This is a genomic window from Oenococcus kitaharae (assembly GCF_025758695.1).
Taxonomy (GTDB): Bacteria; Bacillota; Bacilli; order Lactobacillales; family Lactobacillaceae; genus Oenococcus; species Oenococcus kitaharae_A.
The window spans coordinates 69,080-82,507 of record NZ_JANJQP010000001.1; the positions used below are offsets into that span (position 1 = coordinate 69,080).

The 13,428-nt window shown below is 44.2% G+C and carries 11 protein-coding genes and 1 tRNA gene; 8 read left to right on the plus strand and 4 right to left on the minus strand.

What is annotated here, in order from left to right:
- Positions 1–64: 64 nt before the first annotated feature.
- Entirely contained in the window at positions 65–1,309 is a 1,245-nt protein-coding gene (glyA, locus tag NRF22_RS00375) for a serine hydroxymethyltransferase (protein WP_263778643.1), read from the plus strand.
- Between the two features lie 5 nt (positions 1,310–1,314).
- The gene (locus NRF22_RS00380) at positions 1,315–1,863 is read left to right on the plus strand and encodes a 5-formyltetrahydrofolate cyclo-ligase (protein WP_263778644.1); all 549 of its coding nucleotides are present in this window, start codon (positions 1,315–1,317) and stop codon (positions 1,861–1,863) included.
- On the opposite strand, the gene NRF22_RS00385 is transcribed toward NRF22_RS00380, so the two are convergent.
- The 4 genes from NRF22_RS00385 to NRF22_RS00400 all read right to left on the minus strand — a co-directional run bounded on the left by NRF22_RS00385 (position 1,846) and on the right by NRF22_RS00400 (position 5,246).
- Positions 1,846–2,727, minus strand: a complete 882-nt coding sequence (locus NRF22_RS00385) for a YitT family protein (protein ID WP_263778646.1) — start codon at positions 2,725–2,727, stop codon at positions 1,846–1,848. The genes NRF22_RS00380 and NRF22_RS00385 overlap by 18 nt on opposite strands.
- A gap of 30 nt (positions 2,728–2,757) precedes the next feature.
- Positions 2,758–2,829: transfer RNA gene (locus NRF22_RS00390), tRNA-Gly, on the minus strand.
- A gap of 24 nt (positions 2,830–2,853) precedes the next feature.
- Positions 2,854–3,813 carry a thymidylate synthase gene (locus NRF22_RS00395; protein WP_263778647.1) on the minus strand — a complete coding sequence of 320 codons (960 nt, stop codon included), beginning with the start codon at positions 3,811–3,813 and terminating at the stop codon, positions 2,854–2,856.
- A gap of 134 nt (positions 3,814–3,947) precedes the next feature.
- Positions 3,948–5,246 (minus strand): NCS2 family permease, encoded by a 1,299-nt coding sequence (locus tag NRF22_RS00400; protein WP_007746829.1) that lies wholly within the window; start codon positions 5,244–5,246, stop codon positions 3,948–3,950.
- 111 nt (positions 5,247–5,357) lie between these two features.
- Between NRF22_RS00400 and NRF22_RS00405 the strand changes: the two genes are divergently transcribed.
- Genes NRF22_RS00405 through pknB form a run of 6 tightly spaced genes read left to right on the plus strand, consistent with a single transcriptional unit; the run spans position 5,358 to position 13,389 of the window.
- Positions 5,358–5,972: a metallophosphoesterase gene (locus NRF22_RS00405; protein ID WP_263778648.1), complete on the plus strand. Its 615-nt coding sequence runs from the start codon at positions 5,358–5,360 to the stop codon at positions 5,970–5,972.
- Between the two features lie 2 nt (positions 5,973–5,974).
- Positions 5,975–7,315 carry a bifunctional metallophosphatase/5'-nucleotidase gene (locus NRF22_RS00410; RefSeq protein WP_263778649.1) on the plus strand — a complete coding sequence of 447 codons (1,341 nt, stop codon included), beginning with the start codon at positions 5,975–5,977 and terminating at the stop codon, positions 7,313–7,315.
- Positions 7,312–9,723 carry a primosomal protein N' gene (gene priA / locus NRF22_RS00415; protein WP_263778651.1) on the plus strand — a complete coding sequence of 804 codons (2,412 nt, stop codon included), beginning with the start codon at positions 7,312–7,314 and terminating at the stop codon, positions 9,721–9,723. Before NRF22_RS00410 ends, priA begins: the two co-directional genes overlap by 4 nt.
- Entirely contained in the window at positions 9,723–10,673 is a 951-nt protein-coding gene (gene fmt, locus NRF22_RS00420) for a methionyl-tRNA formyltransferase (protein ID WP_263778652.1), read from the plus strand. Before priA ends, fmt begins: the two co-directional genes overlap by 1 nt.
- A gap of 26 nt (positions 10,674–10,699) precedes the next feature.
- Positions 10,700–11,443, plus strand: a complete 744-nt coding sequence (locus tag NRF22_RS00425; protein ID WP_263778653.1) for a protein phosphatase 2C domain-containing protein — start codon at positions 10,700–10,702, stop codon at positions 11,441–11,443.
- On the plus strand, positions 11,443–13,389 hold the full coding sequence (pknB, locus tag NRF22_RS00430; RefSeq protein WP_263778654.1) for a Stk1 family PASTA domain-containing Ser/Thr kinase: 1,947 nt from the start codon (positions 11,443–11,445) through the stop codon (positions 13,387–13,389). Before NRF22_RS00425 ends, pknB begins: the two co-directional genes overlap by 1 nt.
- Positions 13,390–13,428: the final 39 nt, after the last annotated feature.

Here is a 13,428-nt window from a genome sequence, read left to right on the forward strand (position 1 = left end):
CTTAACCAATTCGTGACGCAATAATTTTAAGCATGTTAGACTGAAAAAGTTTTGAGGAGTGCAGATGGCAAAAAATTTTTTGGATCCTGAGTTATCAAAAGCCGTGTTAGGCGAAGAAGAGAGGCAGAAGCACAATATCGAGCTGGTTGCTTCTGAAAATTTTGTTTCTAAGGCCGTGCGTCAGGCGCAAGGGAGTGTTCTGACGAATAAATATTCCGAAGGATATCCTGGCAAACGCTATTATGGCGGCAACGAGTACATTGATATTGCTGAGAATCTGGCCATTGAACGTGCCAAGGAACTTTTCGGGATTAGCTATGCTAACGTCCAGCCGCATTCAGGCTCGACTGCCAATTTTGAGGCATACATGGCTTTTTTGCATCCGGGAGATAAAATTCTCGGGATGAATTTGGATTCCGGTGGCCACTTGACGCATGGTGCCAGCGTGAGCTTTTCTGGCAAGCTCTATCAAGCCGAATCATATAAAGTCGATCCAGAAACCGAACTGCTGGATTACGATGCTATTTTAAAACAAGCCAAAGAGTTTCAACCAAAATTAATTATTGCCGGTGCTTCGGCTTATTCGCGGACGATTGATTTTCAGGCTTTTCGCGATATTGCCGATGAAGTCGGTGCTTATTTGATGGTTGATATTGCACACATTGCTGGCCTGATTGCTGCCGGCCTGCATCCTAGCCCGGTTGGTTTGGCCGATGTCATCACTACCACGACACATAAGACATTACGCGGGCCTCGAGGCGGCATGATTTTAGCTGACGAGAAGTATGCAAGGAAAATTAATTCAGCTGTCTTCCCTGGTTCTCAAGGCGGCCCCTTGGATCACGTTGTCGCAGCGAAAGCAGCTGCTTTCTATGAAGATTTGCAGCCGGAATTCAAGACTTACTCGGCTCAGATTATCAAGAATGCCAAGGCAATGGCTGATGCATTTTCTAAGGAAGATGATATTCGTGTCGTTTCAGGCGGTACGGATAACCATATGTTTACTTTGGATTTGACTAAGACCGGTTTGACTGGTAAAAAGGCGCAGGAATTATTAGATTCTGTTTCGATTACGTTGAATAGAGAAGCGCTGCCTAATGAGAAACTGTCACCATTTGTTACTTCTGGTGTTCGGATTGGTACGCCAGCGATGACGACTAAGGGTATGAAGGAAGCGGATATGCTGCAGATTGAGCAGTTTATTATGCGCGCCATTCATCATGCTGGCGATACGGCGGCTTTGGCACAAATCAAGCAGGAAGTCTTTGACTTCATGGACAAATTTCCTTTCGATTCAAATCCTTTTTGAATGTTATGACAGTGATAGAAGACAAAAAAGTATTGCGTGATCAACAAAAAGCACGCTTGGCGGCAATCGACCCTGTCGCAAAAAAAGAGCAATCTTTATCTTTATATCGCCAGCTTTTTGAAAATCCTGATTGGCAGTCGAGTGATAATATTGCGATTACTTTGAGTCTGCCGCTTGAATTATCTACGCGTCCGATCATTCAGCAGGCTTGGGAACTGGATAAACACGTTTTTGTGCCGAAAATCGTTGATACAAAAATGATCTTTGTTGAATTTACAGAAACAACAAAAATCATTAAAGGTAAGATGTCAATTTCCGAACCGGAGGAATCCAAAGCTTTTTCGAAGAATGACATCGATCTGATGATTGTGCCAGGTCTGGCCTTCACAAAGACTGGTAAACGCTTGGGATTCGGGGCTGGTTACTATGACCGTTACTTATCGGATTATAGCGGTAAAACGCTTTCTTTAGCTTTAAACGATCAGTTGCTGGCAACTATCCCAACTGACAAACTCGATGTCAGAATCCAACAAATTTTAGCGCCCGAAAATTGAGCGCTTTTTTCTTAGGAAAGTAAATCCTTCACCGACTTGTTCAGTGACCACGCGAATCGATACGAAGGCTTTTGAATCAATTTCATTAATAATTTCCTTAACTTGACGAACTTCTGAGGGATCGACAACCACGTAAACAGCTTTAGCAGCTGTTTTTTTATATCCGCCCTCAATGTCGATGTAGGTACTGCCGCGCTCTAATTCTGACATGATTCGCTCAGCAATTTCGGTTGGATACTTTGAGAAAATCAAGAATTCTCGAGCTGAATATCCGCCGTCCTGAATAAAGTTAATCACATTAGCTGAAACAAAAGACATGATCAGCGTGTACATCATTTGCGTTAGATCGAGATAAACCAAGGACATGGCCAGAACGATTGCATCAATCGCAAATAACGATTTTCCCATCGTCACACCGAATTTTTGTTCGATAATACGGGCAATTACATCGGATCCGCCAGTCGTGGAACCAAAGCGGAAGACAAGCCCTAAACCGATGCCTATAAGAAGACCGGCGAGTAAAGCCGAAATGAGCGGATCGTGATTTAAATTAATCGTAATTGGATATCGCTGGAACAGCCAGAGCCAAAAAGACAGCATTAAAATACAGTAAAGCGTTGAGATAATTTGTCGTTTGCCCAATTTGAGATAGCCGATGACCAGAATCGGTAAGTTAAAAAGAATATTCGTAATCGCTGGATCGATTGAGAACAGTGCCCGGAATATCAAAGTGACACCGGTGACGCCGCCTTCGGCCAGACGATTGGGAATGTTGACATAAATAAGAGAAAGGGCGTAAAAAGCACAGCCGACTGTATAGGCGAGCAGATTCAGCGCCTTAATTTGTTTCAGAGATGAGATCATGTATCCAGTATAAATAAGCCTGACTGATAAAGCGAACAGCGGGGATCGGACCCGTGACCTCCACCTTGGGAAGGTGGCGTTCTACCACTGAACTATGTTCGCAAAAAAGCTCCGCTGACTATTATATCAAACTGCTACCGGAGCTTTGATTGGATCTTCATGAATATAATTTTCGATTTTAATGTCGGCCATTTGGTAATCGAAAATTGATTTGACTTGCGGATTTAATTTTAAGGTGGGCAGTTCATGCATCGGCCGGGTAAGCTGCTCGCTGATTTGTTCGATGTGATTACTGTAAATATGTGCGTCACCGATTGTGTGGATAAATTCACCTACCTGCAAGCCGGTTTGCGCTGCAACCATCGAAAGCAGAAGAGAGTAGCTGGCAATATTGAAGGGAATGCCGAGGAAGAAATCACCGGAACGCTGGTACATCTGCAGGCTTAGTTTGCCATCGGCAACATAAAATTGGCTGAGAACGTGGCAAGATGGTAGAGCTGCGAAAGGCGTTGTCTCAGGATTCCAAGCTGTCAGGATCAAGCGTCGGGAATTGGGGTTTGTTCTGATTTCACTAATCAAACGACTGATCTGGTCAACGACACCGTTATCTTGGCTATCAGGCCAGCTGCGCCAGAGTTTGCCGTAAACATCCCCGATGTTGCCGAATTTTTGATTAAAAGCATCGTCGGTCAAGATACGATCGGTAAAAATCTGCTTCTGTTCATTATATTGGGCAGCAAAAACAGGATCCTTTTGTGCTCTTAGGCCGAAATCTGTCATGTCCGGACCCGTATAATCGCTGCTTTGTACCCATTTTTTAAAGGGCCATTCGTCCCAGATGTGGTTATGGTGTTGCAGCAGAAAGCGGATATTATTATCTCCACGTAAAAACCATAATAGTTCTGATTTAATCAAGCCGAAAAAGACTTTTTTTGTTGTCAATAAAGGAAAGCCCTCATGCAGGTCAAAACGCATCTGGGCGCCGAATAAAGACCGTGTGCCTGTCTTGGTCCGATCCATTTTTTCATGGCCTTCTGTGAGAATTTTTTTAGCGAGATTGAGGTATTGCGCTTCGTTTTGGCTCATGCATTTATGTTAATAATTTTCTGAAATTTTCGCAAGTTAGTTCGGAAATCAACAATGATATGGACGCGATGATTGGAAAAACAAAAAAAGTCCGTCTATTGACGAACTTTTAACAATTTAATGTTATCAGATTTTTATCTGACAAGAATCAAAAAGGCAATGAAGATAATTCCAAGAGCGTACATAACAGGCGTTACTTTTTTGCCTTGGCCAGTCAGAAGCATCAAAATCGGGTATGTCACAAAACCAAATGCGATACCATCAGAGATACTGTAAGTCAAAGGCATTCCGATTGCGACTAGCAAAGCTGAAGCAGCAACTGGGAAATCTTTCCAGTCGATATCAGCCAGGTTGGAAGCCATCAAGACACCAACTAAAATCAAGGCTGGTGCGGTTACCTGCGAAGTAACGATCGACAGCAAAGGACTGAAAATCAGTGAAAACAGGAACAAAATACCGGTGAAAATAGCTGTTAGACCTGTACGGCCGCCAACGGCAATACCAGCAGATGACTCAATGTAGGCTGATGTTGGCGATGTTCCAAGGACAGGCGCAATCAGCATGCCGACAGAATCAGACATCAGAGCTTCGCCGACACGCGGAATTTCACCTTTTTCGTTTAGAAAACCGGCATTTTTGGCCAAGCCAACCAAAGTTCCGGCAGTATCAAAGAAAGTAACCAATAAGAAGGTAAATACAGCAACCCACAATTGAGGTGTATTAATATCTCCCAAATGAACAAGTGCTCTTCCAAAGGTCGGTGCAAGTGATGGTGCTGCGGAAATAACCCCCGTTGGCAGCCCGATCAAGCCTGTGAGCATGCCGACAATCGTTGTACCAATCATGCCTAGGAAGATGGCAGCCGGTACGTGGCGTGCATACAAGATAAAAGTCAAGATGATTCCAAAAATGGTTAACAGAGTCGTTGGGGTACCAAAGTTTCCCAAAGTGACCATCGTATCTTTAGAAGCAGCAACAATACCGCCATCTTCAAATCCGATAAAAGTAATAAACAATCCGATTCCGGCTGCGATCGCGGCTTTTAAATCCTTTGGAATGGAATTGATGACAATTTCACGAATTTTGAAAATCGTGAGAATAAAAAACAAAATACCGGCAATAAATACCGCTGCCAGAGCCGTTTGCCAAGGCACCTTCATGCCAATAACAACTGAGTAGGCAAAGAAAGCGTTTATGCCCAAACCTGGTGCAATGGCGAAGGGATACTTGGCCACAACCCCCATAAAAATAGTTGCGATGGCAGTAATCAGGCCAGTCGCAACAAAGACGGCGCCTTTATTCATTCCAGCAGCACCGAGCACACTCGGATTTACAAAAAGAATATAGGCCATCGATACGAAAGTGGTCAGTCCGGCAACGAATTCCCGACCAATTGTCGTATTGTTCTTTTTTAGTTCGAAATATTGATCCATTTTTCCTCCACGAGGAGATTATTAATCATGAAAACACGAACATTTAAATTAATTTCTTCACATTAAAAAAGGAAAATTTTGAATATTTCTGAAAATTGATAAGATTAGTTTATGATCTTTGTGACCTCGGATACACATTTTTTTGACACTGCTCTATTAGGACATCCCCACTTTGCTCCTGAACGGCAGCACTTTCTTTCGGTCAATGAAATGAATGATGCCATTGTCGACGCTTGGAATCAGACTGTTCAGCCGGAAGATACGGTTTATCATTGCGGCGATATCGGCGTTTTCTATCGGCAAGGCAGCAAAGAGGCGATGCTGGACCTTTTGACAAATCTGCATGGCAACCTGATTTTCGTCAAGGGCAACCATGACAGCCATGATTTCTTCAAGTATCTGAATAATCATAATTTCAAATCCGAAAATGGTGCAGATAAATTTGCCTTCGAGGATGTCGGCGCCTACTTTAAATATGACCATCGACAATATTTTTTGACACATTACCCGCTGATTTTCGGTATCACGAAAAATAGTATCAACCTTCATGGCCATATTCATCACAGCTCGATTGATATTAAAGAAAACATCAATGTTGGCATTGACTCTGCAGATTTTGATTATTTTCCCAAAGAAATGAAACCAATCTTCGGTGCACCCCTTTCTATGGAGAAAATTGAATATTTGATCAAGGCAAAATCCGATGATTTTGCAAAAAGGCGATAATTTTGGCTCATGAATTCATTACAATTCTGCACACAAACGATTTGCACAGCCATATTGAACATTGGCCTAGGATTGCCAACTGGCTAAAAACGCGACGGGCTTTTTTGCAGGCGCAGGGCCACTTTGTTCTGACATTCGATATCGGCGATTTTATTGATCGGTCTGATGCCAATACGCAGGCCAGTTGGGGCAAAGCCAATACTGACTTATTAAACGATGCCGGCTACGATGCTGTGACGATTGGTAATAATGAGGGATTAGCCTTACCGCATGACCGTATGGAAGATCTGTATTCACAGCGCAAGTTTGCTGTTTTACTGGATAATATCTTAGAAAACAATCGCCAATTGCCGGACTGGGCAGAAGCTTACCGGATTTTTGTGACGCCGGCCGGTACACGACTTTCGGCCTTCGGCTTGACAGCGGCCTATGAATCTACTTATCCCTTAAACGATTGGCTGCCGGTTCAGCCGCTTGATGTCCTGCCTTCTTTGATGCAGCGGGTAACTGCTCAATCGGACATCCGTATTCTGCTTTCGCATTTGGGGCTTCCTACTGATCAGGCTTTAGCTGACCATTTTAACGAGCTTTCTGTTATTTTGGGTGCTCATACGCATCATTTATTGCCGCATGGCCAGCGCATCAATCGGTCTTTATTAGCTGCGGCGGGGAAATATGGTGAAAATGTGGGCGAGGTCACGCTAGAAATTGATAATCACGCCATTGTTGCACAAGCTGCACACACGATTAAATTCGAAGATTTGCCGGAAGTCGCTTCAGAAAGCCGTTTTATTAGCAATTGGCAGCATACGGGACGAGAATTATTGGCGGATCAAGTCATGGCATTTTTGCCGGCCAAACGCAGCCGCAAGCAGCAGGTAACTGATTGTGCCCAAGCTTTGATGGCCAACTTTCATACTCAGATTGCGATGCTGTCAACTGGTATGTTCCTTCAAGATCTTTCTGCAGGGCCCTTGAATGCCTTTTCACTCTTAACCGATATGCCGCACACAATCAATCCGATGAAAATCGACATTGACGGCAGCGTCCTGCTAAAATTATTTGATGAGGTCCAGTCTCAGCGCGATCATCTTTTTAATCTGCATATAAATGGATCAGGTTTTCGCGGCGATACCTTTGGTGAGATGCTATTTTTCGGCATTCAAAAAGCAGATGTCGATCCTGATGCACATTATGAAATTGCCAGTTTGGACCATTATTATTTTCTGCCTTGGTTTCATTCGTTGCAATCAGCCGAGGTATCCTTTGATTTTCACGGCATTTTGCGCGAATTGATGGCCAATTATTACCAAGCTCATTATGCATTCAAGGAGATATATTGAAAACTGTTTCTGTGATCGTCGATTTGCCGACAAAACAGACAAATCAGCCTTTTACCTATTTAATTCCGCAAGATTTGATTGATTTTGATCTGCTCGGGCATCGTGTTCGGGTTCCTTTTGGCAAGCGCGATTTGATGGGCTTTGTGGTTGCAGTTCAGGATATATCCCACAGTGATTATGACTTAAAGGAAATTCATTCAATTATTGATGAGAAACCTTTACTGAACAAAGAAATGCTGGCACTTTCGGACTGGCTGGCCCGTTATGTTTTCTCTTATCGTATCCAAGTCATCCAAGCCATGCTGCCTAACGCCTTTAAAGCCAAATATCTAAAAGGATTGAAAATAGTCGGTGAGCTGCCGGATGATATTAAAAAACAGTTCTTTTTAGACAAGGATGAGATTAATTTTCTGCCTGAGCAATATGACACTAGACAGCTGCAAGTATTGAATCAGCTGATCAGTCAAGGCAAAATCGTGCAGACCACGACCATCGCTAAAAAAAATAGAGCCAAGACCGTCAAAGTCCTGTCAAATGCACTAAGTGAACACCAATTGACCAATTTGCTCGATGACAAAGGGCATCGGGCAGCACAAAAAAAATTATTGGCTTTTTTGCAGCAGCACACAGACGATCATTTTCAGACCAAAGAGCTGGCCGAAATCCTTGATATTTCACCCGCTAGTCTGACAACCGCTGAGAAAAAAGGCTGGCTGACAGCCAAACAGATGCCAGTGACGCGCAACCCTGTTCACGCGATTTCAGTCGCCAAAAGCCAGGCCATTGCTCTTAATCCGGATCAGGAAAAAGTTTTCCAGCGGGTTGCTCAGGCGATTGATAGCCAAAAGCAGGAGACTTTTCTTCTAGAAGGGATCACCGGTTCGGGCAAGACTGAAGTCTATTTGCAATTAATAGAGAAAACCATTGCAAAAGGGCGCAGCGCGATTCTTTTAGTGCCTGAAATTGCTTTGACGCCGCAGATGATTCGCCGAGTCAAAGCGCGTTTTTCTGATGCAGTGGCTTTGATTCACTCAGGCCTTTCTGATGGCCAACGCTTGGATCAATGGGAGGAGATACGGCAAGGCCAAATTAAGATTGTGATTGGGACGCGTTCTGCTATTTTTGCACCATTAGACAATATCGGCTTGATTATTATTGATGAAGAGCACGAAAGCAATTACAAACAAGAAGATAATCCCCGTTACCATGCGCGCGATGTCGCTTTGTGGCGGGCTCGTTTTCACGGTGCTGTGACTTTGCTCGGTTCAGCGACGCCTAGTTTGGAGTCGCGAGCCCGTGCCCAACGGGGGTTGTTTACGCTATTACATATGGATCATCGAGCCGTCAGCGGCGCAATGCTGCCAGCGGTGTCGATTGTCGATATGCGCGAAGTCTGGCAAAAAGAACACGCCGACAGTGATTTCAGCCCGGATTTGTTAGATGCTGTCAAGCAGCGTTTGGCCACAAAAGAACAGACAATTCTGCTGTTAAACCGCCGTGGTTATTCCTCTTTTGTGATGTGCCGAAATTGCGGTTACGTGCCGCATTGCCCGAACTGCAATCTGTCGTTGACGCTTCACATGGACAGTCATTCTTTAAAATGCCATTATTGCGGCTACGAGACTGCAATTCCGACCAAGTGCCCAGTCTGCGGGAGTTCTCAAATCCGTTATGTTGGCAGCGGCACAGAAAAGATTGAAGCCAAACTGCAGGCTTTGATTCCCAATGTTCGAATTGCACGTTTGGATCAGGATACAACACGCAAAAAAGGCAGCCTGGAAAAAATTCTGCGTGATTTTGGCCAGCAGAAATATGATGTGCTGTTGGGTACGCAAATGGTAGCAAAGGGACTGGATTTTCCCGAAGTGACTTTAGTCGGCGTACTCAATGCCGATACTGGTTTGAATCTGCCGGATTATCGTTCAGGTGAAAAGACATTTGATCTGCTGACTCAGGTTGCCGGCCGTTCTGGGAGGTCTGGTAAAAGCGGTCAAGTCATTATTCAGACTTTTAATCCGGATAACTATGCGATACAGTATGCCGCCAAACAGGATTATGAAGGTTTCTATAAAAAGGAAATGTCCTTACGCCATTTAGCGGATTATTCTCCTTATTTCTACACGCTGCAAATTGCCGTGGACGGGCCGGATCAATTTATGGCCAGTCAGGCAATTGATGCCGTAGCTGATTTTATTAAGGGCAGGTTGGCACAACAAACGATTATGCTGGGGCCGACACCGAAAGCCATTGCAAAATTACGTAATCGCTACTATTTCCAAATTATCCTAAAATACAAGAAGGACGAAAATTTAGAAAGGACATTAACAGATCTGCAATCAGTATTTTCCGACCGTCTGCCGCATGATATTTATTTAAGTATTGATCGAGATCCGGTATCATTTATCTAATGGCTAATTCAGTAATTTTTTTTGGAACTTCAGATTTTAGCAAAAGTGTTTTGGCAGGTTTGGTCGATGATCCGGCATTTGATGTTGTTGCCGTTGTCAGCCAGCCTGACCGGCCTGTTGGTCGAAAAAAGGTCAAACTTCAGACACAAACAAAGCAGCTGGCTGTGGCTCATGAATTACCGGTCTTTCAACCGGAAAAGTTGTCAGGTTCTCCGGAGATGGCTGAATTGATCGCATTACAAGCTGATTTTTTGGTGACGGCAGCTTTTGGGCAATTCATCCCAACGAAATTATTGAAATCAGCCAAAATTGCTGCTATCAATGTACACGCCAGCTTGCTGCCGCGTTATCGCGGTGCGGCGCCGATCAATTGGGCGTTAATCAATGGTGATAAAGAGACTGGCGTGTCGATTATGTATATGGTTAAAGCAATGGATGCTGGGGATGTGATCGCGACTGACCGGCTCGCCATTGAAGCATCGGATGATGCCGGAAGTCTGTTTGCCAAGATGGCTGTTTTAGGATGCAATTTATTATTAAAAACGATGCCTAAATTAGTGACAGGCGAGGCGAAAGGGCAGCCTCAGGATAACTCGCTTGCTACCTTAGCGCCTAAAATTGATCAGCAGCTGATGCGAATTAATTTTTATCGGCAGTCTGCTGAGCAAGTCGTTAATCTTGTCCGCGGGCTTTCACCGCACCCGGGTGCTTTTTTTCAGTTGGGAGATCAGAGGATCAAACTCTTGTCAGCTAAAGTTGGCGATAAAATCGGACAAGTTGGACAACTTTCTATCAAAAATAAGGGACAATTCGGTATCACAGCAGCCGATGGCAGGATCGTTTTACTGGAACGTTTGCAACCGGCTGGCAAGAAAGTGATGACTGTGGCTGCGTTTTTAAATGGCCAGGGAAGAACATTTAATGTTGGCAGCAAGACAAATGAGATATAATGTTACGATAACATTACGGATAACTTATGCAAATCGCCTATTTAAGTGATATTGGAACAAGAAAAAAAGAAAACCAAGACTTTGTCGGGATTTTCACGAATAAAAGCCAGTACAAATTAGCCGTAGTTGCTGATGGCGTCACGAGTGAAAAAGGCGGTGATGTTGCTGCGGAAATGGTGGTTAATAATTTTGGGTTCGGCTGGCAGCAGACGGACATTTCATCCATTCAGGCGGCGCAGGATTGGATTTCCGGCAAGGCTAAGGAAGAAAACCACCGCATTTTGGAAGCCGGCAAACGTTTTGGCGATTTGTCAAAAATGGCCACAACCATGGTACTGGCAATCGCGATTAAATCTGATGTCTTAGTCGGTAATCTGGGTGATTCGCGGGCTTATGTATTTAACGGCAGGAATTTAAAACAGCTTTCTTTTGATCATTCTTTTGGCAATGAACTGTTAAAACGCGGCCAGGTTTCGCAAGAAGAGGTGGATAAAATACCCCATCATCAAAGCATTACCCGTTACTTTGGATTAAATGCTCAGACAGAGATGTCGTTTGCCGAACACCGTGTCACGAATAACGACATTATCATGCTTGCCACGGATGGTTTGACCAAGCAGGTTGAAGAAGCAGACATCCTGCATGTCATTAAGTCCAAACATAAGTCGTTGAGTGAAATGGTGGCACAATTAATTAGTATGGCGAATGAGCAAAGCGGATTTGATAACGTGACAGTGCTGCTGATGTCGCAATTCACGGAGGAGAAGTGATGAACCCTGGTTCAATTTTTGCAAACAGATATCAGATTGTCCGTCCTCTCGGCGAAGGCGGCATGGCTAATGTGTATCTTGCTACCGATACACAGAATAATCAGCAGGTTGCGATTAAAGTGCTGCGTTTGGATTTGCAGGATAATCCGGATTTTGTGCGCCGTTTTCAAAGAGAAGCACAGGCTGCGGCACAACTGGTTCACCCTAATATCGTAAAAGTATTGGCAGCCGGTTCTTACGACGGCATGCAGTACTTAGCCATGGAATATGTTGACGGCATGGACTTAAAGACCTATATTGCCCAGTATTTTCCTATTCCATATGCTCAGGTCATTAATATCATGGAACAGGTTCTTTCGGCTGTGTCTATGGCACATAACCACGGCATCGTTCATCGAGACCTCAAGCCGCAGAACATTCTTATTGGCAAAGACGGTTCGATTAAAATAGTCGATTTTGGTATTGCAATCGCTCGCAGTGAATTCGGCATGACGCAGACGAATGCTGTTTTAGGCTCTGTTCACTACCTCAGCCCAGAACAGACTCGCGGCGGCATGGCGACTAATAAATCTGACATTTACGCGCTGGGCGTGATTTTGTTTGAGATGCTGACTGGGCAGGTGCCATATAAAGGGGACACAGCGGTTTCGATTGCGATGAAGCATTCTTCTGAACAGATGCCGTCAGCCAAAGCACTTGATCCGAACATTCCACAGGCTTTAGAGAATGTCATTATGCGGGCAACAGCCAAGAACCCTGATAATCGATACTTGACGGCTGAAGACATGGCAAATGATCTGCGAACTAGCTTGTCTCCTCGTCGTGCAAAAGAAGCTAAACTCCCGCCATTTATCGATGATCAGGCGCAGACACGCGTCATTCCTTTGGAAGATTTGAAATCACAAGTTGCCAGCGGTATCCAAAGAACCTCGCCAAATACTAGCCCCTCTCAACCAATGGCGGAAACTTCAAGTGAAGACCAGTCGCAGTTAATTGGCAAGAAGAAAAAAAAGCATCGCATCTGGCCTTGGATTCTGGCCGGCCTTTTGGTTATTGGTTTTGGTGTTATACTCGTCATGATGTTTTGGCCGGGTGATGTTCAGGTGCCTAATACACGCAACCAGCAGCTTAGTACAGCTGAACGCCTGATCAGGTCCAATAATCTGGAAGTTGGTAATATCAGCCGAACGACTTCCAGGTCGATTAAGAAGGGATTGATTATTAAATCCGACCCGAATATTGGGACACATGTTGCTAAAAGAACCAAAATTGATTTAATCGTGTCAAATGGTGCACGCAAATTAACTTTTGGCGATTATGTTGGTTCTGATTATTCGACTGTTGCTAATGTTTTGAGAAATCAGGGCTACAAGGTGCGTCGGACACAAAGTTATTCCAACTCAGTACCCAATGGCCAGATTATCAAGCAATCAATTGCGGCGGATAAAAAAGTAGATCCTTATCGTACAACTGTCCGTTTCACTGTTTCTAGGGGAACCCGCAAGATTACAGTGCCGACCTTTAGTAATTTGTCCAGTGCTCAAGCATGGGCGACGCAAAATGGTATCAAATTGCAAATTAATTATAGTCAGACAAGCGATTATAACGATGGCGACGTGATCAGCCAAAATCCAAGTGCAGGAACTGAAATTTCTGCAACCACAGCGGTTGTCCTGCAAGTTGCCCGTAGTATCAGCAAGATCACAGTACCTAATTTCACATCTATGACGCGTGACCAAGCTGAAAGCTGGGGAAGCCGCAACAAAGTTTCTATTTCGATCAATTATCAAAGTTCATCTACGATTGAAAATGGGAAATTAATTAGCCAGTCGTTCGCACAAGGGTCACAAGTGATTCCCGGAACTGATACGATTAACTTGATCTATTCCAGCGGCACACCGGATAGTAGTTCATCCAGTAGTTCATCCAGTAGTTCGTCAAATTAAGGCCGCTCAGCGGATTTGTTGTTTGTTTGAAAAAAAGGA